The organism is Janthinobacterium sp. BJB426, assembly GCF_002735705.1.
Taxonomy (GTDB): Bacteria; Pseudomonadota; Gammaproteobacteria; order Burkholderiales; family Burkholderiaceae_D; genus Janthinobacterium.
Genome location: NZ_PDZL01000008.1, coordinates 108,751 through 130,891, shown reverse-complemented (window position 1 = coordinate 130,891; position 22,141 = coordinate 108,751). Strand labels below are relative to the sequence as shown.

The window sequence follows — 22,141 nt, the reverse complement described above, 5'->3', positions numbered from 1 at the left end:
CATGCCATGCCACACGCTGCCATGGCCACATTTTTACAGGCGTCCGCGGCGAATCCCGCTAAAATATGCCGACCCCGCTTTCCCTTCCCGCAACAGCATAGGATATGTCCAGCATGAGCAGCGCACTCCACTTCAAGTCCATCAACTACACGGGCCAGGGCAGCGGCCCGCGCCTGATCGTCACCGGCGCCGTGCACGGCAATGAAACCTGCGGCACCAAGGGTATTCAACGCGTGATGGCTGAACTCGACAGCGGCGCCCTCTCCATCGTGGCCGGCAGCGTCACGTTCGTACCCATCACCAACCCGCTCGCTTACGCCAAGGGCGTGCGCAGCGGCGACCGCAACCTGAACCGCAACCTGTTCCCAAACGACAATCCGCAAGATTTCGAAGATCGCATCGCCAACTGGCTGTGCCCGCTGCTGGGACAGCATGACGTGCTGCTGGACTTGCACTCGTTCAATGCGGACAGTCAGCCTTTCGTCATGGTGGGGCCACGTAACAACGATGGCCCGCTACAACCGTTCAAGCACGAAGACAAGGAACGCGCGCTGGCGCGCCGCCTGGGCGTGCGCCGCTTCGTCGATGGCTGGCTGCAAACGTATGGCGCCGGCGTGCAGCGCCGCCTGGGCAGCAGTGACCAGGTAGGCATGGTGTTGCGCTATGGCGTGGGCACGACGGAATACATGCGCTCGACGGGCGGCTATGCACTGACCCTGGAATGCGGCCAGCACGCGGACCCGGCCGCGCCAGATGTGGCCTACCGCGCCATCATGAACACCCTGGCTTTCCTGGGTTTCATTGACGCGCCGCAACCGAATCCGATCGCCGACGCCGACATGGAAGCGCTGAACATGGTTGTCGTGCATGACAAGCTCGATGCGGGCGACCGCTTCATCAAGACCTGGTCCAGCTTTGACAAGGTGCAACAGGGCGACCAGATCGGCGTGCGCGCGGACGGCACGCCCGTGACGGCCGAATTCGACGCCTACATCCTGTTCCCGGACGTGAATGCGGCGCCGAATGCCGAGTGGTATTACCTGGCAAGGGTCGCCGCCAGCTTTTGATCAGTGACCGACCGACTTGGAAAACAGGTTGATGACGAGCACGCCGGCAATGATCAGCCCCAGGCCGATCAGGGCCGGCGTGTCGAGGCTTTGCTTGAACCAGAACCAGCCGACGGCGGAAATGAGCACGATGCCCACGCCCGACCAGATGGCGTAGACGATGCCGGTAGGAATGACCTTCAAGGTCAGCGACAAGCACCAGAAAGCGATGCTGTAGCCAATCACGGTGATGACACTGGGCCACAAGCGGCTGAAGCCCTCGGACGCCTTCAAGGCGCTGGTGGCGATCACTTCGGCGATGATGGCGATGGCCAGGTAAAAATACGTCATGGCGAGACTCATGCTGGCATCCTTTATTGTGGGCTGAGCAGTTTCAAGCCCAGGATGCCCGACACGATCAGCGCGATGCAGGCGATGCGCGCGGCGCTGGCCGGCTCACCCAGCACCATGATGCCGAAGATGGCTGTGCCGACGGTACCGATGCCCGTCCAGATGGCGTAGGCCGTGCCCAGAGGCAAAGTGCGCAAGGCCAGGCCCAGCATCAACACGCTGCCCAGCATGGAAATGGCGGTCAGTACGGATGGCACGAGGCGCGTAAAACCGGCACTGTATTTAAGGCCGATGGCCCAGCCGATTTCCAGCAAGCCCGCCAATACCAGAATGATCCACGCCATACTTTTCTCCCGAGGCGGCAGGGTCGTCCCCGCCATGCAGCCCCGTCATCGAGCGGGGTCGTCCCCACAGGAGCAAAGGGAAAAGTATACCATTGGGTGAAAACTCTTGCCGTCAGCACATTTTTCCAGTGGGGCCGCTCCAATCGAAAGTTGCCAAAAAACATGCTGATGGCAGCATAATTGCTGCATCCATTCACTCTCGGGAATAATGATGCTACTTCTGGCCCAGATTCTTACCGCCCTCATCCTGCTGCTGCACGTCTACATCGTGTTGCTGGAAACCGTGCTGTTCGATGTGCGCGGACGCAAGGTGTTTGGCCTGTCCAAGGAAAAGGCGGAGATCGTGCGTCCCGCCATGTCGAACCAGGGTTGCTACAACGGCTTTCTCGTCGCCGCGCTGGCGCTGGGCTTTTTCCATCCGGACGCGGCCATCGCCCATGCATTTACCGTGTTCGGCCTGGCGTGCATCGCCGTGGCCGGCGTGTGGGGCGCTGCCACCGTCATGACGCGCATCCTCTACCTGCAAACCCTCCCTGCCGTCATCGCCTTGCTGCTGTTCCACTTCGCCTGATCCCTGCCAGGGCGGCCAGCCGGCCGCCCTACCCCACTCCGTGCTGCCTGCGCATACCCCAAATGGGTGATGTTTCCAAAAAACATGCCCGATACAATTCCTTTTAGCAATAAAAAAGATACCACTAGACACATGGTGGCAAGTCACAGTCCACAGGGGAAATCATGCAAGCACATCCAACCACCTTTGCCGTCACTTTGCTCGGCTGCCTCATGCTGTCCGCCTGCGGTGGGGGCGGCAGCGGCGACAGTGGCTCGGGCAGCGGCTCCACCAGTGCCAGCGGCGGCACTTCGTCCACCTGCCAGTACAGCAATCTGATCAGCGATACGGAACGCAAGCAGGCCAGCGCCTGCGGCATCCAGGTCTCGGGCAACTACGCCCAGGCCGATTCCGGCTATGACAGCGTGGTCGCCGCCTGCAAGCAGGGAGAAAAAGCCAAGGCCGATGCCTACTACAGCGGCACTTACCAGAAAATGGTCGACTACGCGCGCTCCGTGAGCAAGGAACTCGGCTGCGGGCAAAACAACGGCCCCACCTTGCCCAACAACACCACGGCCAGCAATTACAATTTCTGTGTCAAAAGCACCAGCGTCAATGGTAAGCTCAGCTATGAAGGCGCTTGCTACGGCCCCGTCAAATCCGGCGAAGGCGGCTGCGGCAGCGGTTATAACTATATCAGCCAGTACGCCAGCCTCAGCACGTGCACCTCCGGTGGCAAAAGCTGGCTGGAATCGCGTTAAGGAAGCCGGGCGGCCGCAGCAAACGCCGCCCGCGATCTTGTCCACCGCTTGCCGCATGAGGATCGCCCATGACGCCATCGCTCGCCGTCGCCAGCCAGGCACTGATTACCCTGATCTATGAAGCGGCCACGCGGCATGGCGCCTGGTCGCAATTCCTCGCCGCCTTCGCGCAACAACTGAAATCGCACGCGGGTTTGATCTGGGCCAATGATTTCAGCAACCGCTCGGTCGACGTCCAGCTGCCGGGCAGCGGCCTGTCCGCCACGTATGGCTTCGAATCGAACGCCATGGCCAGCTTTGCCAGCTATTACGGCGCGCGCAATGTGTGGCTGGAAGACGCCACCCTGCACCGCGAAGGCGCCGTCGTCACCGGTTCCATGCTGTTTCCCGACCATTGCCTGAAGAAAACCGAGTACTGGGCGGACTGGCTGCGCCCGCAAGACATCTTTTATACGGCGGCAGCCATCGTCGAATTGCGCGCCGAGCGCTCCACCAATGTCACCGTGGTGCGCCGCGAGCAGGCGGGCGCCTACGAGGCGGGCGAGCTGGCGCTGATCCGCAGCCTGATGCCGCATTTGCAAACAGCCTTTGCCCTGCAGCGCAAGCTGCGCCGGCTGGAAGTGCTGTCCCGGAGTTCCACCCAGGTGCTGGAATTGCTGCCGTTTGGCGTGCTGTTGCTCGACGCCACCTCGCAATTGCTGTACGCCAACGAGCGGGCGCTGGCCATGACGGCTTCGACGCGGTTGCTGCAACTGCGCGAAGGCGCGCCCCTGTATTGCCCGCGCGAAGCGGACAACGGCGCGCTGCGGCGCATGCTGCACGAGGCGGCCCAAACGGGTACGACGGCGGCAGGCGGCCCCGGCGGCGTGCTCAACCTGAACGGCTTGACGGGCGAACAGCTGCGCCTGCGCGTCACGCCCCTGCCCTCCTGGCACAGCCCGTTCGGTTCGGCCAGCGCCATCGCCGTCTTCCTCAGCGACAGCAGCGACCTGATCACCTCCCTGGCCGCCACCCTGCGCAATTTCTATGGCATGACGGTGGCCGAGGCGCGCCTGACGGAAGCGCTCGTCAACGGCTACTCCCTGCAGGAATACGCCGAGCGCCAGCGCATTTCCATCCACACGGCGCGCACGCAAATCAAGAGCGCCACCGCCAAGGCCGGCGCCCAGCGCCAGGTGGACCTGGTGCGCATCGTGTTGACGGGCCCGGCCGTGCTGCAGCGCAACCCCCTTCCCGCCTGAACCCTTCAACAACGCGCGTCGCCAGCACGCTTTTCATTTATATCGTAGAATCACGATATTAGAATTTAGGAAAAACGATATATACATCGCTGAAAAGCGAATTATGTATTGAGGAGAAACAACATGGATATCGACGCCATCCACAAGGCGCTGGCCAATCCGGTGCGCCGGCAGATTTTGCAATGGCTGAAGGAGCCGGAACAGTATTTCCAGGAGCAGGACCACCCGCTGCACCTGGGCGTGTGCGCCGGCCTGATCGACCGGCGCCTGAATCTGTCGCAATCGACGGTGTCGGCGCACCTGGCCAGCTTGCAGAAGGCGGGCCTGATTTCGGCCACCAAGGTGGGCCAATGGAGTTTCTTCAGCCGCAATGAAGCCACCATTCAGGCCTTTCTCGACCACATGCAGCAAGGTTTGTAACCGCATCCACATCGCCGCGCGCGGCACTCTCGACAGGAAAGACAACAATCATGGCAACTTTATTCGACCCCATCACCATTGGCAGTCTGCAACTGAAAAACCGCATCATCATGGCGCCGCTGACGCGTTCGCGCGCCGGCAATCCGGGCCGCGTGCCCAACTCCCTGATGGCCGAGTACTACACGCAACGCGCTTCGGCCGGCATGATCATCTCGGAAGCGACGGCCGTTACGCCACAGGGCGTGGGCTATGCCGACACGCCGGGCATCTGGTCCGAGGAACAGGTGGAAGGCTGGAAACACATCACCGAGGCCGTGCATGACGCGGGCGGTCTGATCGTGCTGCAACTGTGGCACGTGGGCCGCATTTCCGCCCCCGTCTTCCTCGATGGCGACTTGCCCGTGGCGCCCAGCGCCGTCAAGCCGGCCGGCCACGTGAGCCTGGTGCGCCCGAAACAGGAATTCGTCACGCCGCGCGCGCTGGACACGGAAGAAATTCCCGGCATCGTGGCAGCCTATCGCCTGGGCGCCGAAAATGCGAAAAAAGCGGGCTTCGACGGCGTGGAAATCCATGGCGCGAATGGCTATTTGCTCGACCAGTTCCTGCAAGACAGCACCAACTTGCGCACCGACAACTACGGCGGCTCGATTGAAAACCGCGCCCGTTTGATGCTGGAAGTGACGGACGCGTGCATCGCCGTGTGGGGCGCGGACAAGGTCGGCATGCACCTGGCGCCGCGCCGCGATGCGCACGACATGGGCGACTCCGACCCGCGCGCCACCTTCGGCTACGTGGCCCGCGAGCTGGGCAAGCGCGGCATCGCTTTCATCTGCGCACGCGAAGCGCTGGGCGAAGATCGTCTGGGCCCGTACCTGAAGCAGGAATTTGGCGGCGTCTACATTGCCAACGAGAAAATGGACAAGGCAGCGGCCGCAACCCTGCTAGCCAAGGGGGAAGCCGACGCCGTGGCCTTTGGCCTGTGGTTCATCGCCAATCCCGACCTGCCCACCCGCCTGCACAGCGACGCGCCCTTGAATCCGCTGAATCCGGAAACGCTGTACGCACCGGACGCTACCGGCTACACGGACTACCCCGCACTGGCGGCACGGGCTTAACAGCAGCCTGAACGGCAAGCTGAGCGGCACCCTGAAAGCCTCCTGAGCAGCACCGCACTGCTCATCCCCTGGCGGCGGACGCAACGATACCAACGCACTGACCGCGTGACGATCACAGCGACCGCCGCCTTACTTTATCTGGCCTTATATACGCCGCCGTTCCCCACCGTCAGCGCCATCGGCGCCGTGCCGGCCGGGCCGGACGACGCGCCTGCACGCTGCTGAAGACACGGCGTATCACCTCGACCGGTACCGCATGCTCGCGCAAATAGGCTGTCGCCACCGTCCGTCCCAGGGCGTGATGGAAAGCAACGCCCCGCTCGACGAGCTCGGCCATCACTTTGTCCGTTCGCACTTTCTCCCCATTGACCTCGTCGATACTGTTTTTCATGCCATGGCTCCCTGTCGGGTGGATCAAGACTGCATCAAGTTTTGACCATATTGTGCGCATTTAGTGCCCGACACAGAGGTCAAGCATCGTTAAAATAGCGGTAGCAACTGCCCCGACACCGCATGAATAGCGGCCTCGGCTGCTTGTCGCCATCGCCAGCCCCGTATAAAATGCCTGCGCAGAATTTTGCTTCAAGGAAAATGGCCACCAGCGCCATCCCATTAAGAACAGTGTCACTGAAGGGTATCAATGGACGATTTATTTGTACAAGCGGGCGACTTGCCGACCTGGCACCAGCGTAGCGCGCTGCGTGTGCTGCACCTGTTTGGCTGGCGCATGCGCTTCCGTCCCCTGCCAGGGCCGCGCGGCATCGCCGTCGTCTACCCGCACACGTCCAACTGGGATTTCATGGTGGGCCTGTTCGGCAAATGGGCGCTGTCGCTGCCGTTCCGCTGGCTGGCCAAGGATTCCCTGTTCCGCGGCCCGATGGGCAAGGTGCTGCGCTACCTCGGTGGCGAGCCCGTCGACCGCAGCACCACCAGCGGCACGATCCAGCGCCAGGCCGAACGCATGCTGGCCGCCGACTGGTACTGGCTGGCCATCACGCCGGAAGCGACGCGCAGCTACCGTCCGAACTGGAAAAGCGGCTTTTATCACCTGGCCGTGGCTGCCAAGGTGCCCTTGCTGCTGGTCTACATCGACTACCCGAACAAGGTACTGGGCGTCGTCGACCATTTGTACTTGACGGGCGACAAGGACGCCGACATGGCCGCCATTGCCGCCGTGTATGCGGGCCACCAGGGCTTGCACCCGGAAAAGGCGGCGCCCATCGTGCTGTCCGACAAGCGCCCCGGCGCTTAAACGATTAAGCAAGTCCCATCAACACCACGCCGGCGGCCGTCAAGGCCACGCCGGCCACGCGCAACATGCGCTCGGCCAGCACTTGGCCCGTGAAACGTCCCGCACCCAGCAGAACAGCCGAGGCCAGCATGAAGCCGCAGGCGGCCGAGGCGGCCGGCAATTCCTGGCCATGCGCATTGCCATGCGCCAAGGCGAACACGCCCACCAGTCCCATGCCGAGCCAGTTCGGCAAGGCCAGCGCCAGCGCGATGGCCAGTCCCACCAGCGCCACCGTGGCGGCGATGCCCGTTTCCAGCCCGGGCAGCGTCAATCCGACCATGCCGGCCAGCGCGCCAAGCAGCATCATGCCGAGAAACGTGGCGGGCTGAGCCAGACTGTGGCGCTGCTGGCCGCCCCAGATGCCCACGCCCAGCATGGCCAGCAAATGGTCGATACCCGTGAACGGATGGGCGAAACCGGCCAGGAAGCCGGCGCTCTCGCCATGGCCGGGGTGGGCCATGGCCGGTAAAGCCAGCAGGCACAGCACCGCCACGGCGGCTGTTTTCTTCATCAGTCTTGCGCTCATTGCAGCTCCTTGCCTGGTTGATCGAGCAAACCTTGCTCGCGGATAAAATCGATGACGATCTGCACGCCGTCGCCGCTGCGCAGGTTGGTAAATACGAACGGGCGCTCGCCGCGCATGCGCTTGGCGTCCTGCGCCATGATGTCCAGGTTGGCGCCCACATACGGCGCCAGGTCCGTCTTGTTAATGATCAACAAGTCGGAGCGCGTGATGCCGGGCCCGCCCTTGCGCGGAATTTTTTCGCCACCGGCCACGTCGATCACGTAAATCGTCAGGTCCGACAATTCCGGACTGAAGGTGGCGGCCAAATTATCTCCGCCCGATTCGACGAGGATCAAATCAAGGTTGGGAAAATCTGCCTGCATGCGCGCGATGGCTTCCAGGTTGATCGACGCATCTTCGCGGATCGCCGTGTGCGGACAGCCGCCCGTTTCCACGCCCATCAGGCGCTCGGCCGGCAAGGCATCCGCGCGCAGCAGGATTTCCATGTCTTCCTTGGTGTAGATGTCATTCGTGATGACGGCCATGTCGTAGCGTTCGCGCATGCCCTTGCACAGCATTTCGCACAGGGCCGTCTTGCCCGAGCCGACGGGGCCGCCGATGCCTACGCGCAGGGGGTTTGAGGTAATCGATGTCATGTTGTAGTCTCTCGTGGTAGTGTTCAGGAGCGGTACAGGCGGCTGTACTGCACTTCGTGCCGCATCGACAGCAGCGACAGGCCGGGCGCCCAGTTGCCCATCTCGTCATCTAGTAAGGTTTGCGCCGTCAGGGCCGCCGCTTCCAGCTCCGGCCGCAGCGACAGCAGCAAACGCTGCCCCGCCACCTGCCCCAGCGGCACGGATTTCACGCAAACGAGCACCTGGTTTTCCGCCCAGGCAAACAGCATGGCCAGCAGCGCCTCTTCGCGCGGAATGGCCAGCGCCGCCACGGCGCAGGCATAGGCCGTGGGCAAGGCCACTTCCGGCTGGCTCTGCAGCATGTCGATCAGGACGCCGTCGGCCACGCCCAGCTCGGCCAGCAACTTGGTCAGCGAATAGCCCATCTGGATGGTTTCGGCGCGAAACTCCGCCGTGTCGCGCGAAGCGATGAAGCGCTCGCTCCAGCGCTGCACGGCGCACAAATCCTGTTCTTCAAAGGCCTGCATCAAGCGCCAGCACAAGGGCGCTTCCCAGCGCGCCACCACCTGGGCCAGATGCTGGGCGATCCACGCGCGCGCCGTGGCCGCGTCGTGCACCAGGCCGGATTCGAGCGCCGCTTCCAGACCCTGCGAATAACTGTAGGCGCCGATCGGCAAGGCCGGACTGGCGAACTGCAGCAAATGCAGCAGGGCCGACGCCTGCATCATGCAGCGCCTGGCACATCGCCGGGACGGTGGATTTTCTGCCGCAGCGGCACGGGCGCCAGCAAGTGCTGGCCGTGGCCATCGTGGTGACCATGGCCGCCGCCATACGCGCCCGCCTCCGGCTCGAACGGCGCGCTTTCTTCCGTCACGCTCGCCTGCAAGCCTTCCAGCATCTCCTTGAGCACCACGTCCTTGCGGATGCGCAAAAAGCCGTCGCCCACTTGCGCCTGCGTGTGGCGGTTCCCCAGATGAAAAGCGCAGCGCAGCAGGGTATGCGCATCAAGGCAGCGCACCAGGTAGGTCGGTTCGCGCGCGGCGACGATCTGCACCACCTGTCCTTCCGGCCCCGTCATGCGCTCGCCATCGCGCAGCACCGTGCCGCGCACGGTGAACACGGCCACGTCGTCGCCATTCGACAGCACGGCGCGCAGCCGGCATTTTTCGCGCTGGTCGTAGGGCAGCACGATTTGGGCGAACGGGATGCGGTCATCGTCCGCTCCCAGTTTGGTATGCAATGTGAGCATGATGTCTCCTGCCTAAAATAGAAAATAGCGCTGCGCCATCGGCAGCACGGCGGCCGCCTCGCACACGAGCAGCTGGCCGTCGGCGCGCACGGCGTAGGTTTCCGGGTCCACTTCCATGCGCGGCGTGGCGCTGTTGTGGATCATGTCGTGCTTGCGCAAGCCGCGCATGTTCTTCACGGCGATGACGGATTTATTCAGTTTCAACTGGTGGCCGATATCGAGGTCGTAAGCCGCCTGCGACACAAATGTGAACGACTTTTTCAGGCCGCCGCCAAAGGCGCCGAACATCATGCGGTAGTGCACGGGCTGCGGCGTGGGGATCGAGGCGTTCGGGTCGCCCATCTGCGCGGCCGCGATCATGCCGCCTTTCAGAATCATCGACGGCTTGACGCCGAAGAAGGCCGGCTTCCACAGCACAAGGTCGGCGATCTTGCCCGCCTCGATGGAGCCCACCACGTGCGAAATGCCATGCGTGATGGCCGGGTTGATCGTGTACTTGGCGATGTAGCGCTTGGCGCGGAAATTGTCGCTGCGCGCCGTGTCGGGCGCCAGCGGTCCCCGCTGCACCTTCATCTTGTGCGCCGTCTGCCAGGTGCGCATGATCACTTCGCCGACTCTCCCCATCGCCTGCGAGTCGGACGACATCATCGAGATGGCGCCGATGTCGTGCAGGATATCTTCCGCGGCGATGGTTTCGCGGCGGATGCGCGACTCGGCAAAGGCCACATCTTCGGCAATCGCCGGATCCAGGTGGTGGCACACCATCAGCATGTCCAGGTGTTCGTCGAGCGTGTTGACGGTGAAGGGCCGTGTGGGATTCGTCGACGAAGGCAGCACGTTGGCCTGGCCCACGGCGGCGATGATGTCGGGCGCATGGCCGCCGCCCGCCCCTTCCGTGTGAAACGTGTGGATGGTGCGGTCCTTGAACGCGGCCAGGGTGTGCTCAAGGAAGCCGCCCTCGTTGAGGGTATCGCTGTGCAGCGCCACCTGGATATCCATGCGGTCGGCCACCGACAGGCAATTGTCGATGGCGGCTGGCGTGCTGCCCCAGTCTTCGTGCAGTTTCAGGCCGATGGCGCCCGCGCGCACCTGCTCTTCCAGCGGCAGCGGCAGGCTGACGTTGCCCTTGCCCATGAAGCCCAGGTTCATTGGGAAGGCGTCGGCCGCCGCCAGCATGGCGTGCAAGTGCCACGGCCCCGGCGTGCAGGTGGTGGCGGCCGTGCCCACAGCCGGCCCCGTGCCGCCGCCCAGCATGGTGGTCACGCCGCTCATCAGGGCTTCCTCGATCTGCTGCGGGCAGATGAAGTGAATGTGGGTGTCGACGCCGCCGGCCGTGACGATCAGGCCTTCGCCGGCGATGATCTCCGTGGCGCCGCCGATGGCCAGGGTCACGCCGGGCTGGATATCCGGATTGCCCGCCTTGCCAATGCCGAAAATCAACCCATTTTTCAAGCCGATGTCGGCTTTGACGATGCCCCAGTGGTCGAGGATGACGGCATTCGTGATGACGGTGTCCATCACCTCGGCCGCGCAACGCTGCGACTGGCCCATGCCGTCGCGGATCACCTTGCCGCCGCCGAATTTCACTTCTTCGCCATAGATCGCGTAGTCATGCTCGATCTCGATGAACAGTTCCGTGTCGGCCAGGCGGATGCGGTCGCCCCTGGTGGGGCCGAACATTTCGGCATACGCGCTGCGGGGAATGCTGGCCATCTCAATCCTTTCCCGGTGGTGTGTTTTGCAGTTCGCCCATCACTGCGCCATTGAAGCCGTAGACCTTGCGCTCGCCCGCCAGCGCCACCAGTTCCACCGTGCGCTGCTGGCCGGGCTCGAAGCGCACGGCCGTGCCGGCCGTGATGTTCAGGCGCATGCCGTAGGCGCGCCAGCGCTCGAAGGCCAGCGCCGGGTTGACTTCAAAAAAGTGGAAGTGCGAGCCCACCTGGATCGGCCGGTCGCCCCGGTTGGCCACCACCACGGTGGCCGTGGCGCGCCCGGCATTCAAGCTGATTTCGCCTTCTTCCAATTGGTATTCGCCTGGGGTCATGAGGAGTTCCTTCTCAAAAGACTACGGTATCGGGTGGTGCACGGTCACCAGCTTGCTGCCATCGGGGAAGGTCGCTTCCACCTGGATATCGGGGATCATCTCGGCGATGCCATCCATGACGTCGGCGCGCGACAGAATTTTTGTCCCGTCCGACATCAGCTGCGCCACCGACTTGCCATCGCGCGCGCCTTCCATGATGGCGGCGCTGATCAGGGCCACCGCTTCCGGATAATTCAATTTCAAGCCGCGCGCCAGGCGCCGTTCGGCCAGCAGCGCGGCCGTAAAAATGAGCAGCTTGTCTTTTTCTCGGGGAGTCAGGTCCATGTTTTTCCTTGCGCTTCTTTCCTGATTAAGTGTTCCAGATGCGGGGTACGACGGCGTCGCGTCCCAGCATGGCGGGGCGCAGCAGCTGCCAGGCGGCCAGCATGACGCGCCGCGCCGCCTCGCTGTCGCCGCACAACAGGCGCACCACTACCAGCGATTTCATGTGCGTGGCGCCAAACACGGCGCCGGCCGGCACGGCGATCTCGCGCACGGCTGCCAGTACGGCGGGAGAAACGGGCGCGCCGACGGCGATCAGGGTGGCGCACACCGTGTGCCCCCCCAGGCCCAGGGGGCTGGCCATCAGTGCGCCGCCCGCGGCCAGCACGCCCTGCTCCCACCACAGCAGCTTGCCGCCGCGGCGGATCTGCACCTGCTGATCGATGCTGCCCGTGTTGAAAATTTCGCCCGAGGCGCTGCGTCCCAGGCAGACGATGTCGCAGCCGATGTAGCTGGCGTCCGGCGCCAGCTCCACCTCGTGGCGCAGGCGCACGCAGGCCTGGTCGAAGAAAATGCTCTCCTGCGGCAGCCACTCGATGGCGGCGCCGGCACCGGCGCGCAGCACGATATGCTGGCCCGAGACATGGCCGTTGGCGCGGTACCACTTGGCGGCGCCGGGCGACGTGAGCAAGGCGCGCGCGCCCTCGCCCACTGTGGCGTCGACGGCCAGCTGGTCGCCGCCCACGACGCCGCCCGGTGGATGGATGATGATGGCGTGGCAGACGGCGTCGCCTTCCGGATACAGGGGCTTTTGCACGCGCAGGGGGCCACTGTGCGTGCGCTCGACGAGGCGGCTGACGCCATCGTGCAGCGCAAAGCCCAGGCGCAAATGCGCCTGCCAGGCGCTGTGCGCACTGGCTTCATTCGGCGTGACTGGACGGGTACTGTCTGGCATGCGGAGCAATCGCGTAAATAAGCGATTACCTAAGCAGGATATGTGCCAGCATCAGGGAAAGGAAAAGTGAGAATCGTGCACCGCGCTGCAGCGGATGCACCGGCATGGTGCATTGGCCGCACCGCAGTGCTTGCCTCCTACGCCACGGCCAGGGTGCGCCGTTCGCGCAGCAAGGCCGTGAACGCTTCGGCAGCCAGGGGACGGCTGAAGTAATAGCCCTGCATTTCATCGCAGCCGTGTTCCGTCAGGAAGTCGACCTGTGCGCGCGTTTCCACGCCTTCGGCGATGACGCGCATGTCCAGGTTGTGCGCCAGCGAGATGACGGAGCGGGCGATGGCCGCGTCGCTGCTGCTGGTGGTGACGTCGTCGACGAAGGATTTGTCGATTTTCAGCACGTCGATGGGAAAGCGTTTCAGGTAGCCCAGGCTGGAATAGCCGGTGCCGAAGTCGTCGAGCGAAATGCCCACGCCGATATCCTTCAGGCGCGTGAGGGCCGCGACGGCCTTGTCCGGGTCGCCCATCACTGTGCTTTCCGTGATCTCGATGCCGAGGCAGGCGGGCGCGATGCCGTATTTGCGCAAGGCCGCCTCGACGAACGGCACCGTGCGGTCCTGCGCGAACTGCTTGCCGGACAGGTTGACGGCCACCTTGACGCTGCCCAGGCCCGCGTCGTGCCAGGCGCGTATCTGCGCGCAGACGCTTTCCAGCACCCATTCGCCGATGGCCGTGATCAAGCCGTATTCCTCGGCCAGCGCGATGAACAGGCCGGGCGGCACCTTGCCCAGCACCGGATTATCCCAGCGCAGCAAGGCTTCCGCGCCCAGCAAGGCGCCCGTGCGCAAGCACATCTGCGGCTGGTAGTGCACTTCGAATTCATCGCGGCCGATGGCGCCGCGCAGCTGCTGCTGCATCGCAAGGCGGGCGCGGATATCGCTGCCCATGCGCTCCGTGAAGAAGGCGTAATGGTCGCGCCCCATTTCCTTGGCGCGCACCAGGGCCGTGTCGGCGTGGCGCAGCACGTCGTCGAGGCTGTCGCCGTCGGCCGGGCACATGGCGATGCCGATACTGGTCGTCAGCGCCAGGCGCTCGCCATCGACGCTGAGTTCTTCGCGCAAGCCGGCCAGGATGGTTTGCGCCAGCGCAAGCGTGCGCCCCAGCAGGGCATCGTCCTGCAGCAGTATCTGGAATTCGTCACCGCCCTGGCGCACCACCGTGTCGCCTTCGCGCACGCAACCGGACAGGAAACGCGCCACCACTTGCAGCGCCTTGTCGCCCACGGCCTGGCCGTGCGAATCGTTGATGTTCTTGAAGCGGTCCAGGTCCAGGCACATCAACACCACTTGCTGGCTGTCGCGCTGGGCGTTCGCGCGCGCCTGCTCGAAGCGCTCGCGCAGCAGCACGCGGTTCGGCAAGCCCGTCAGCGCGTCGTGGTAGGAGAGGAAATCGATCAGATGCTGCTCGGCCTTGCGCTCGCTGATGTCGAGGAAGACGCCGATGTAATTGACGACGGCGCCATCAGGCCCGTGCACGGTGGAGGCGCTGAGCAGGCAGGGATAGGTGTCGCCGCTCTTGCGCCGCGTCTGCACCTCGCCCGACCAGCAACCGCTGCTGCGCAGGCCCTGGCGCAAGGCCAGCAGCACCGCTTCGCCCGTGTGTTCGGCATGCAGGCGCATGATGTCCGTGCCCACCACTTCCTGCGCCGCGTAGCCGGTGATGCGGGTAAAGGCGGGATTGGCCGTGACGATGACGCCGGCCGGATTCGTGATCAGGATGGCGTCCTGGGTCGCTTCGAAGACTTGGCCCGACAGGCGCAGCAATTCTTCATTGGCGCGGCGGATCTGCACTTCGCGCGCCAGGGTGCTGGCCACCTGTTCCAGTTCGGCCGTGCGTTCGGCCACCCTCCGCTCAAGGTTGGCGCGCTCCTGCGCCAGTTGCAGCTGCGCCCGCGCCAGGCGCACGTGGGCGTCCGTGCGGGCCAGGATTTCCTCGGCCTGGAAGGGCTTGGCGATGAAATCGACGGCGCCCAGCGCGAAGCCGCGCACCTTGTCGTCCGTATCGTACTGCGCCGACAGGAAGATCACCGGCACCTGGCGCAGGGACGGTATCTCCTTCAGGCGCCGGCACACTTCAAAGCCGTCGAGGCCCGGCATGCGCACGTCGAGCAGGATCAGCTCCGGCGGGCGCGCCTGGGCCGTCCACAGGGCCAGTTCGCCGTTCGGCGCCTGGCGCACCGCATAGCCGGCGCCGCCCAGCAAATCGCTCAACAGCTTCAGCGAAGCCGGCGTATCTTCAACGATCAGTACTTCGCCCTTCGAATTCACTTCCGAAAAATCGCGGTGCATGTAGCAGTTCTCTCAGCTTTGGATGAGGCGCGGCGATCAGTTGCCGCGCTGGACAAGACATTTCTTTGCGATGAACTACGTACTATCATCATAATCTTTATTGCAATTTAGCACCATCCATCGGCGCCACTTAGTCCGTCTTTTCAGCGAAACCGATGTTGTCAGCCCACACTTTTCAAGCGGGCGCCAGCGCGCCCTCATTCTCCAGCAAGTCGCACAGCTGGCGGTATTGATGCTGGTCAAGCATCGCCTGCAGCGGCGCCAGCACGGGCGCGGCGGCCGCCGGCAAGGCGCCCAGCAGCAGTGCTACCCTGGCCAGGTTCAATTCGCGCAGCGCCACCAGCAAGGCCGCGCGCTCGTCCCCGGCCAGCAACAGCAAGTCTTGCGCCCGCAGTGCCGGTGGCGCCTCGGGCGCCGGCGCCACGGGCTGCGGCACGGGCACCTGCACGGGCGCCTCGGCCGCCTGCGCGGGAATGCTGAAGCGGAAGGTGGCGCCCTGCCCCGGCATCGATTCGACCGTCAGTTCGCCTTTCATCAATTGCACGAATTCGCGCGAGATGGCCAGGCCCAGGCCCGTGCCATCCTTCGGTCCCGCGCTGTCGGCCTGCACGAAGGGTTCGAAAATGCGCTGCTGGTCCTCCGGGGCGATGCCCATGCCCGTGTCGCTGACGGCGAACGACAGCATCCATTGCCCGCCATCGCGCCATTCGCCGCGCACGCGCAAGGTGACTTCGCCGCCGCCGGCAAACTTGACGGCGTTCGACATCAGGTTCAGCAGCACCTGGCGCAGGCGCGTCGCATCGAGCAGCACGGCCGCCGGCACGTCAGCGCAATCGAGGCGCAGGGCCAGCCCCTGCTGCTCGGCGCGCATGCCCAGCATGTCCATCACTTCCTGCAGCAGGGGCGCCAGCGCCACCACGGCCGCCTGCGCGTGCAGGCGCCCCGCCTCGCCCTTCGACAGTTCGAGGATTTCATTGATCAACGTCAATAAATGATTGCCGGAGCGGTGGATGATCGCCAGGTTGCGCTTTTCATCGTCCTGCATGTTCGGCGAGGCGGCCATCAGGCGCGAAAAGCCGATCACGGAATTGAGGGGCGTGCGCAGTTCATGGCTCATGTTCGCCAGGAAGGTGCTCTTGGCGCGGTTCGCCGCCTGCGCCTGGCTGACGGCGACCGACAGGGCGCTCGTGCGCTCGGCCACCAGTTCTTCCAGGTGATGGCGGTGGCGCAGCAGTTCCAGTTCCGCCTCGCGGTGCGCCGTGATGTCGTAGTTCGAGCCCACCAGGCGCATGGGCCGGCCCTGCCCGTCGCGGAAGATCACGGCGTCGGCCTTGATGTAGCGGATGGCGCCATCGGGCCACAGGATGCGGTACTCGTGCGTGAAGGCCTGGCCGGCGCCCAGTGCGGCGCGCAAGGCCTCCTTGGCGGCCGGCACGTCGTCCGGCACCAGCGCCGCGCGCCAGATCGCCGCCGGCGCCATGGTGCTGTCCGCGTCGGCCTTGAACTGCGCATACATCTGTTCATCCCACTGCAAGGCATCGCTGCTGACATTCCAGTCCCAGATGCCGATGCTGGCCGCGCCGGTGGCCATCTGCACGCGTTCCTCGCTGCGCTGCAAGGCGCGATAGCGGCTGTCGAGCAGCGCCACCATGTCGCGGATGGAACGGTACAGCGTGCGCAGCTCGCCCAGGAACCACGCTTTCGGCGGCGTGCCAAACGCTTCGCCCTGCCCCGCCTGGATGCCGGCCGCATACTGGCCGATCGCCTTCAGGGGCTTGAGCATCAGACACCACATGAGCAGCCAGATGCTGGCCACCAGAATCACGTCGAGCGCCACGATCATGGCACCGATGCCCAGCGCGCGCTGCCGCAGCTGCGCGTGCAGCAGGGCCGGCGTCGCATACACGGCCACGTTGCCGATGACTTGCCCGCCCATCGTCACGGGGCGCCGCTGCACCAGCCAGCCGGGTTCGGCGGACAGCGAGGGGAAACTGTCGATGGTGTTGGCCGCCGTGCGGCGCAGAACCAGCGCTTCCTTGCCGATGCCCGGCGTCAGGGCGCTGGCCACCAGGTCGCGCTTGCCCAAGGTGCTGCGCATGATAGCCTGCATCTGCTTTTCATCGAGATTCCACAAGGGCAGCTCGATGGCCACGGCCAGCTGGTCGGCGCTTACGGCCAGGCTGCGATGCAGCTGCTGCCAGCGCTGCTCGCGTTCGGACTGGTAAAACAGCACGGCAAACACCAGCAGCAGCGCGGTGACGACAAAAGTCAGCGTCACGCTGACGGCCAGCACGATGGACACGCCGCCCAGGCGCACATCTTTGGGTGCGTGCCTGGTCATGCGTCTTCGCCCTGCGGCTCGCTGGCCAGCTGCGCCAGCAAGGCGCACAGCGGCTGGTACTGATGCTGTTCCAGCATGGCGCCGACATGCGCGGCCAGCTGCGGCAGGCTGGTCGCCACGCCGGCCAGCACGATGGCGCTGCGCCGCAAATCGAGGGCTTGCACGGATTCGAGCAGCGCCTGCCGCTCGGCCGCGCCCAGCTGGCCCAGCGACTGCTGCAAGTCAAAGGGAGCCGCAGGCACGCGCGGCGGCGCGGCGGCGGTGCGCTGGAAGCGCACACCCAGTTGCTGCTCCAGCATGGCGAACAGGTGTTCCTGCTCGATCGGCTTGCGCAGGAAGCCGTCGGCGCCGGCCGCCAGCGCCTCCTGCTTTTCTTCCTCGAAGGCGGAGGCGGTCATGATCACCAGGCGCGGCTGCACCAGCGCCGGCTGCGCACGCAGCCAGCGCGTCAGCGCCAGGCCGTCCATGTCCGGCATGCGCCAGTCGCTGAGCACCATGTCGTAGCGCTGCGCCGCCAGCATGGCTTGCGCCTGCACGCCGCCCGCCGCCTCCTGCAGCTGGAAGCCCAGCGGCGCCAGCAAGCCGGCCAGCAGCTTGCGGCAGTTGTCATCATCGTCGACCAGCAGCACCGTGCGCCCGCGCTGGCCCGCCGGCAGGCGCGCCACGCGGCCCGGCGCCAGCGACGCGATGGCCGGTTGCTGCAGCACCGGCGCGCGCAAGTCGAAGTGGAACACGGAGCCGGCGCCCAGAGTCGATTCGACGCGCAGCTCGCCGCCCATCAGGCGCACGAATTCGCGCGAAATGGTCAGCCCCAGTCCCGTGCCGGCCTGCGCCACGGCGCTGTCGGCCTGCACGAACGGCTCAAAGATGCGTTCCAGGTCTTCTTGCGCGATACCGCTGCCCGTATCGCGCACGGCAAACGCCAGCGCCACTTGCCCATCGCCGCCCGCCTGGCAGGCCAGCGACAGGGTCACGCTGCCCTGCTCGATGAACTTGAGCGCGTTTGACAGCAAATTGAGCAGCACCTGGCGCAGCTTGGCGCCATCGAGACGCACCAGCGGCGGCACGCCGGAGCGCTCGAGCCGCAGCGCGATGCCCTGGTCGCCGGAGCGCATGCGCACCATTTCGAGCACCTCGTCGAGCAAGCCGTTCAAGTCCACGGGACCCGCTTGCAGCTGCATGCGGCCCGCCTCGATTTTCGACAATTCAAGGATATCGTTGATCAAGGTCAGCAAATGATGGCCGGCGCGGTTGATGATGGCCAGGTTATGCTTTTCTTCCTCGAACATGCTGCTCGAATCGGCCATCATCTGCGAAAAGCCGATCACGGAATTCAAGGGCGTGCGCAATTCGTGGCTCATGTTGGCCAGGAAGACGCTTTTCGCGCGGTTCGCCGATTCGGCCTCGGTGACGGCCACCGACAGGGCCGCCGTGCGCTGCTGCACCAGTTCTTCCAGGTGGTCGCGGTAACCGAGCAGCTCCTGCTCGCTGTGCTTGCGCTCGGAAATGTCGACGATGCCGCTGCGCACCAGGCGCCGCCCTTCCATCGGCAAGCGCACCAGCCGCACTTCACAGGGAAAGATGCTGCCGTCGGCGCGCCGCACATTGCGTTCAACCAGGATGGGCTCACCCAGCATGGCGCGGCGCAGATGCTCTTCCATCATCAGTCCCAGCGGCAGGCCATCGGGTTGCTCGCCGGTGTACAGGTCGAACGGCCCACGCGCCAGCAGCGCCTCGCGCGACATCCCCAGCATGCGCTGCGCGCTGCTGTTGGCGTCGATGAAACGGTCCAGGTCCAGGTCATACACGACGATGGCTTCGGGCGCATGCTCGACGAGGATGCGGAAGCGCTGCTCGCTTTCGCGCGCATCGCTCTCGGCGCGGCGCAGGCGGCGGCGCTGCAGCAGCAGGGCACTCAGCATGCACGCCATGGCGAGAAACACGGCGCCAGTCGACAGCACGGCGACGCGGTGTTCGTGCCACAGTTGCGGCGGGCGGTTGAAGAACAAGGTGTGCGGCGGCAGCCGGCTGAAGTCCGCATCCCAGCGCTGCAGCTGTTCCCAGTCATACATGGGCACCGGGCGGACCGGCGGCAGCAAGGCGCCCGGCGCGGCAGGCGCCTTGCCGGCCAACACGGCCAGCGACATCTGCGCCACCTGCTGCGCGGCCCCTTCGATGTGCAGGATGGAGCCGCCCAGAATACCCTTGCCCACGCTCGTGTTGTACATGCCGAAAGCGGGCACATTTGCCAGCCGCGCCAGTTCCCCGGCAAACTGCACCGGCGTGGCGATGGCGCCGTCCACGTCGCGGTTGACATTGCCCGCCACCAGCAGCGTAGCGGCGGGCAGGTGCGCCACGGCCACGCGCATCTGTTCCAGGGTCAGGTCATCGAGATAGCGCATGGCCACCTTGCCCTGCCACGCCTGCGCCGCCTGCTGCATGCTGCGCTTCAAGGCCTGGTCGGCCTCGCTGGCGCCGACGGCCATGACGATGGTTTTCGTTTCCGGAAACAGCGCCATGGCTTGCGTCAGGGTGCCGGGAAAATCGACATTCGCCTTTTGCTGCCAGATGGCCAGCGGGCTGCCGGCCGGCAAGGCCTTGCCCGAGGTATTAATCGCCAGCACGGGCACGCCGCGCGCCAGCGGCGCCAGGTCGGACAGCAGAAAATCGAGCGCCGGCTGCTGCATGGCGATGATCAGGTCGGCCTTGCGCCCCATCATCTGTGTGTATCTTAAAAGCAACAAATCACGCATCTCGTTGCGCAGCGCCGGGTCGCCCTGGGTATTCAGGTTCAGGTGCTCGACCATGATGTCTTCGCTGGCCAGGCCCGCGGCGGCCATGGCGGCCACATAGGTGCGCGTATACGATTCCACGCCGGCGCGGCCGTAATCGTAAGCGTTGAGGAACAGCACGCGCTGCCCCTGATGCGGCGCCGCAGTGACCGTGGTCGTGGCCGTGGCCGACGTCGCAGCCGGCATGGCGGCAGGGGCTGCGGCAACACAGAACGCCAGCAGCAATGCGCGGCCACAGCGGCGCACCGCTGCCCTGCCCATCCCGCCGCCAGGCCGCAAGCCGCCCGGCACCTCACGCATCATTCGCCATGCCCATGCTCGCTCCCGCCTGTCACCATGTTTCAACTATGCGCCGACTGCTCAGCCACCGACACTTACAAAAACATGATAACGTCAACTGCAGGGGCAAGTCTATTCCTTAGGGCAATCTTTTGACAAGAAACCCGCTCGCAACGCCCGCCATCGTTACGCGGCGGTGCCGCTGATACCGAACAATTCCAGCTTCAACCCTTTTATCCCGGACGGCACATAAATCGCAATCGCCTGGGCCTTGATCATGCTGTCATAAATACTGCCTTTGTTGTCGATCGAAAAGTAATACGTATTGGGCCGCACCGGCACCTCTGCAGGAACCTGGGCCATATGGCGCAACTCGGCACCTGGAAGTGCCCGGCCCAGTAATAGTTCGATATTGTCCGGAGAGGATATTTTGAACTGCAACGGCACCGTGGCAACCAGTTCCAGCGCCGGCATATCGGCGTTTACCGCAAGACAGAGTTCGGTCTGACGGTCAATCCGCTTGGCATCGAGCAAACCGTGATAGTGGGTATTCTGTTGCGTGTCGTTGGACAATGCAATCGGGAAGTAACGCGACAGCAGCACCGTATCGATCAGGTCGCGAATGATGCCGTCGAGCTTGCCGAAACCGGGTGCCGCGTCATCGTGACAATACGCCGGCAAGTCGCTTAATGTGTATTTTTTCGAAAACGTCATCAAGCCACCGGCCAATGCCATCATTTTTTCAAATAAGTACACGGGATGGTGGCGCCGGTAACTGGCGCAATGACTGAGCGTGGCGCTGGCCGTGCTCAAGGTATTGAGCATCCAGAACGAGGAAACATCCCCGCCATGAAATTCAACGGTATTTTTACCGGGCTGACGGTGGCGGCTGTACAGTGCCTCAATTTTCGCCCCCATGCGGTCAATCAGCGACTCGAGCATTTTCTGCAGCGAAGGCTCGGCGCTGACGGTCAGGCCAGGCGGGATGAAGGAAGTATCGACTTCAAAGCCGCCGTTGCCGGCGCGGTATAAGCGGATCACCGGGATGGCAAGATAATCATGCAGGGGATCCAGTTGCGACAGCAGGTACACGCGTTTCTTCAGGTAAGCCACGTCTATGCTGACTGCCTCGCTGTACAGATCCGGAGTTTCGATATCCGCCTGGACATAGCGCGCGCCTGCGGAACTCACATTGCCGCCGTGTGCCTGCAACGCGGGCAACGCGGCATAAAAAGTAAAACTATATTCGCTGGAAGGCAGCTTGGACAGATCAACGGCGCCGGGTAATACATCGCCAAGCGGCGCCTCAAAAAGTTCCCCATCCTGGAAGACGAGCGACATGGCGTCCGCCCGCAGGCTATTGTTGGCCAGAGCATCCGCATTCCAGCTGACGCCATGCACGCCCCATAAATGTGGATTGATTAATGAGGCCAGACGTTGCAGGCGCGCTTCATGGTAGCGGTCCAGCTGCTGGAATTGCTGGGGACCGATGGCCAGGCCCTCGGACCACAGTAATTTGGATGGCAATGTCATGGCGTTCTCCATGTTGACCGTTGGAATCATGCTGCCTTGCCAGTCTGATGTCGCCAGCCTGGTAGTCCTTGATGTTGCGCAGCAAC

22 protein-coding genes are annotated in these 22,141 nt (G+C 64.3%); 7 read left to right on the top strand and 15 right to left on the bottom strand.

All coding sequences use genetic code 11. The features are described from left to right. Positions 1-104 precede the first annotated feature (104 nt). Complete coding sequence (locus CSQ93_RS15085; protein ID WP_099378741.1) at positions 105-1,067, top strand: succinylglutamate desuccinylase/aspartoacylase domain-containing protein; 963 nt, start codon at positions 105-107, stop codon at positions 1,065-1,067. On the opposite strand, the gene CSQ93_RS15080 is transcribed toward CSQ93_RS15085, so the two are convergent. Next, positions 1,068-1,397: an SMR family transporter gene (locus CSQ93_RS15080; protein ID WP_070280339.1), complete on the bottom strand. Its 330-nt coding sequence runs from the start codon at positions 1,395-1,397 to the stop codon at positions 1,068-1,070. 23 nt (positions 1,398-1,420) lie between these two features. After that, the gene (sugE, locus tag CSQ93_RS15075) at positions 1,421-1,741 is read right to left on the bottom strand and encodes a quaternary ammonium compound efflux SMR transporter SugE (protein WP_099378740.1); all 321 of its coding nucleotides are present in this window, start codon (positions 1,739-1,741) and stop codon (positions 1,421-1,423) included. Positions 1,742-1,949: 208 nt separating this feature from the next. On the opposite strand from sugE, the gene CSQ93_RS15070 reads away from it, so the two are divergent. From CSQ93_RS15070 to CSQ93_RS15050, 5 genes are all read left to right on the top strand, one after another. Then, entirely contained in the window at positions 1,950-2,312 is a 363-nt protein-coding gene (locus CSQ93_RS15070) for a DUF1304 domain-containing protein (RefSeq protein WP_416208752.1), read from the top strand. Between the two features lie 164 nt (positions 2,313-2,476). After that, complete coding sequence (locus CSQ93_RS15065; protein WP_158301240.1) at positions 2,477-3,052, top strand: hypothetical protein; 576 nt, start codon at positions 2,477-2,479, stop codon at positions 3,050-3,052. A 68-nt stretch (positions 3,053-3,120) separates the two neighbouring features. After that, positions 3,121-4,293, top strand: a complete 1,173-nt coding sequence (locus CSQ93_RS15060; protein WP_099378738.1) for a helix-turn-helix transcriptional regulator — start codon at positions 3,121-3,123, stop codon at positions 4,291-4,293. 123 nt (positions 4,294-4,416) lie between these two features. Beyond that, positions 4,417-4,713, top strand: a complete 297-nt coding sequence (locus CSQ93_RS15055; RefSeq protein ID WP_034751927.1) for an ArsR/SmtB family transcription factor — start codon at positions 4,417-4,419, stop codon at positions 4,711-4,713. A gap of 50 nt (positions 4,714-4,763) precedes the next feature. Beyond that, complete coding sequence (locus CSQ93_RS15050) at positions 4,764-5,828, top strand: alkene reductase (protein ID WP_099378737.1); 1,065 nt, start codon at positions 4,764-4,766, stop codon at positions 5,826-5,828. Positions 5,829-5,997: 169 nt separating this feature from the next. Here the strand turns inward: CSQ93_RS15050 and CSQ93_RS15045 are convergent, their stop codons facing one another. Next, a complete protein-coding gene (locus tag CSQ93_RS15045) occupies positions 5,998-6,219 on the bottom strand; it encodes a hypothetical protein (protein WP_099378736.1) in 222 nt (73 codons plus the stop codon). A 249-nt stretch (positions 6,220-6,468) separates the two neighbouring features. Between CSQ93_RS15045 and CSQ93_RS15040 the strand changes: the two genes are divergently transcribed. Further along, a complete protein-coding gene (locus CSQ93_RS15040) occupies positions 6,469-7,080 on the top strand; it encodes a 1-acyl-sn-glycerol-3-phosphate acyltransferase (RefSeq protein WP_099378735.1) in 612 nt (203 codons plus the stop codon). 4 nt (positions 7,081-7,084) lie between these two features. Here CSQ93_RS15040 and CSQ93_RS15035 read toward each other — a convergent pair whose 3' ends face one another. The 12 genes from CSQ93_RS15035 to tssK all read right to left on the bottom strand — a co-directional run bounded on the left by CSQ93_RS15035 (position 7,085) and on the right by tssK (position 22,055). Further along, a complete protein-coding gene (locus CSQ93_RS15035; RefSeq protein WP_233516194.1) occupies positions 7,085-7,645 on the bottom strand; it encodes a HupE/UreJ family protein in 561 nt (186 codons plus the stop codon). Beyond that, positions 7,642-8,280, bottom strand: a complete 639-nt coding sequence (ureG, locus tag CSQ93_RS15030) for an urease accessory protein UreG (protein ID WP_070258073.1) — start codon at positions 8,278-8,280, stop codon at positions 7,642-7,644. Before ureG ends, CSQ93_RS15035 begins: the two co-directional genes overlap by 4 nt. Before the next feature lie 23 nt (positions 8,281-8,303). After that, the gene (locus CSQ93_RS15025; RefSeq protein ID WP_099378830.1) at positions 8,304-8,984 is read right to left on the bottom strand and encodes an urease accessory protein UreF; all 681 of its coding nucleotides are present in this window, start codon (positions 8,982-8,984) and stop codon (positions 8,304-8,306) included. Next, entirely contained in the window at positions 8,984-9,508 is a 525-nt protein-coding gene (gene ureE, locus CSQ93_RS15020) for an urease accessory protein UreE (RefSeq protein WP_099378733.1), read from the bottom strand. The genes CSQ93_RS15025 and ureE overlap by 1 nt, the downstream gene beginning before the upstream one ends. 12 nt (positions 9,509-9,520) lie before the next feature. Beyond that, complete coding sequence (ureC, locus tag CSQ93_RS15015) at positions 9,521-11,221, bottom strand: urease subunit alpha (protein ID WP_099378732.1); 1,701 nt, start codon at positions 11,219-11,221, stop codon at positions 9,521-9,523. A 1-nt stretch (position 11,222) separates the two neighbouring features. Beyond that, the gene (locus tag CSQ93_RS15010; RefSeq protein ID WP_099378731.1) at positions 11,223-11,552 is read right to left on the bottom strand and encodes an urease subunit beta; all 330 of its coding nucleotides are present in this window, start codon (positions 11,550-11,552) and stop codon (positions 11,223-11,225) included. 21 nt (positions 11,553-11,573) lie between these two features. Beyond that, positions 11,574-11,876, bottom strand: coding sequence for an urease subunit gamma (locus CSQ93_RS15005; protein ID WP_034751936.1), 303 nt, complete (start codon positions 11,874-11,876; stop codon positions 11,574-11,576). A 25-nt stretch (positions 11,877-11,901) separates the two neighbouring features. Further along, positions 11,902-12,768, bottom strand: a complete 867-nt coding sequence (locus CSQ93_RS15000; protein WP_099378730.1) for an urease accessory protein UreD — start codon at positions 12,766-12,768, stop codon at positions 11,902-11,904. 137 nt (positions 12,769-12,905) lie between these two features. Further along, a complete protein-coding gene (locus CSQ93_RS14995) occupies positions 12,906-15,110 on the bottom strand; it encodes an EAL domain-containing response regulator (RefSeq protein WP_099378729.1) in 2,205 nt (734 codons plus the stop codon). A gap of 175 nt (positions 15,111-15,285) precedes the next feature. After that, positions 15,286-17,451 carry a sensor histidine kinase gene (locus tag CSQ93_RS14990; RefSeq protein WP_099378728.1) on the bottom strand — a complete coding sequence of 722 codons (2,166 nt, stop codon included), beginning with the start codon at positions 17,449-17,451 and terminating at the stop codon, positions 15,286-15,288. After that, positions 17,448-20,546: a sensor histidine kinase gene (locus tag CSQ93_RS14985; protein ID WP_099378727.1), complete on the bottom strand. Its 3,099-nt coding sequence runs from the start codon at positions 20,544-20,546 to the stop codon at positions 17,448-17,450. The genes CSQ93_RS14990 and CSQ93_RS14985 overlap by 4 nt, the downstream gene beginning before the upstream one ends. Before the next feature lie 162 nt (positions 20,547-20,708). Next, the gene (gene tssK / locus CSQ93_RS14980; RefSeq protein ID WP_099378829.1) at positions 20,709-22,055 is read right to left on the bottom strand and encodes a type VI secretion system baseplate subunit TssK; all 1,347 of its coding nucleotides are present in this window, start codon (positions 22,053-22,055) and stop codon (positions 20,709-20,711) included. Between the last annotated feature and the right edge of the window lie 86 nt (positions 22,056-22,141).

What these genes read in the sequence shown, in the direction of transcription:
- CSQ93_RS15000 (WP_099378730.1), bottom strand. Translation starts at nt 12,768, where the DNA reads ATGCCAGACAGTACCCGTCCAGTCACGCCGAATGAAGCCAGTGCGCAC.
- CSQ93_RS15085 (WP_099378741.1), top strand. Translation starts at nt 105, where the DNA reads ATGTCCAGCATGAGCAGCGCACTCCACTTCAAGTCCATCAACTACACG.
- tssK (WP_099378829.1), bottom strand. Translation starts at nt 22,055, where the DNA reads ATGACATTGCCATCCAAATTACTGTGGTCCGAGGGCCTGGCCATCGGT.
- sugE (WP_099378740.1), bottom strand. Translation starts at nt 1,741, where the DNA reads ATGGCGTGGATCATTCTGGTATTGGCGGGCTTGCTGGAAATCGGCTGG.
- CSQ93_RS14985 (WP_099378727.1), bottom strand. Translation starts at nt 20,546, where the DNA reads ATGATGCGTGAGGTGCCGGGCGGCTTGCGGCCTGGCGGCGGGATGGGC.
- CSQ93_RS15065 (WP_158301240.1), top strand. Translation starts at nt 2,477, where the DNA reads ATGCAAGCACATCCAACCACCTTTGCCGTCACTTTGCTCGGCTGCCTC.
- CSQ93_RS14990 (WP_099378728.1), bottom strand. Translation starts at nt 17,451, where the DNA reads ATGACCAGGCACGCACCCAAAGATGTGCGCCTGGGCGGCGTGTCCATC.
- ureE (WP_099378733.1), bottom strand. Translation starts at nt 9,508, where the DNA reads ATGCTCACATTGCATACCAAACTGGGAGCGGACGATGACCGCATCCCG.
- ureG (WP_070258073.1), bottom strand. Translation starts at nt 8,280, where the DNA reads ATGACATCGATTACCTCAAACCCCCTGCGCGTAGGCATCGGCGGCCCC.
- CSQ93_RS15035 (WP_233516194.1), bottom strand. Translation starts at nt 7,645, where the DNA reads ATGAGCGCAAGACTGATGAAGAAAACAGCCGCCGTGGCGGTGCTGTGC.
- CSQ93_RS15040 (WP_099378735.1), top strand. Translation starts at nt 6,469, where the DNA reads ATGGACGATTTATTTGTACAAGCGGGCGACTTGCCGACCTGGCACCAG.
- CSQ93_RS15055 (WP_034751927.1), top strand. Translation starts at nt 4,417, where the DNA reads ATGGATATCGACGCCATCCACAAGGCGCTGGCCAATCCGGTGCGCCGG.
- CSQ93_RS15025 (WP_099378830.1), bottom strand. Translation starts at nt 8,984, where the DNA reads ATGCAGGCGTCGGCCCTGCTGCATTTGCTGCAGTTCGCCAGTCCGGCC.
- CSQ93_RS14995 (WP_099378729.1), bottom strand. Translation starts at nt 15,110, where the DNA reads ATGCACCGCGATTTTTCGGAAGTGAATTCGAAGGGCGAAGTACTGATC.
- CSQ93_RS15050 (WP_099378737.1), top strand. Translation starts at nt 4,764, where the DNA reads ATGGCAACTTTATTCGACCCCATCACCATTGGCAGTCTGCAACTGAAA.
- CSQ93_RS15080 (WP_070280339.1), bottom strand. Translation starts at nt 1,397, where the DNA reads ATGACGTATTTTTACCTGGCCATCGCCATCATCGCCGAAGTGATCGCC.
- CSQ93_RS15045 (WP_099378736.1), bottom strand. Translation starts at nt 6,219, where the DNA reads ATGAAAAACAGTATCGACGAGGTCAATGGGGAGAAAGTGCGAACGGAC.
- CSQ93_RS15070 (WP_416208752.1), top strand. Translation starts at nt 1,950, where the DNA reads ATGATGCTACTTCTGGCCCAGATTCTTACCGCCCTCATCCTGCTGCTG.
- CSQ93_RS15060 (WP_099378738.1), top strand. Translation starts at nt 3,121, where the DNA reads ATGACGCCATCGCTCGCCGTCGCCAGCCAGGCACTGATTACCCTGATC.
- ureC (WP_099378732.1), bottom strand. Translation starts at nt 11,221, where the DNA reads ATGGCCAGCATTCCCCGCAGCGCGTATGCCGAAATGTTCGGCCCCACC.
- CSQ93_RS15005 (WP_034751936.1), bottom strand. Translation starts at nt 11,876, where the DNA reads ATGGACCTGACTCCCCGAGAAAAAGACAAGCTGCTCATTTTTACGGCC.
- CSQ93_RS15010 (WP_099378731.1), bottom strand. Translation starts at nt 11,552, where the DNA reads ATGACCCCAGGCGAATACCAATTGGAAGAAGGCGAAATCAGCTTGAAT.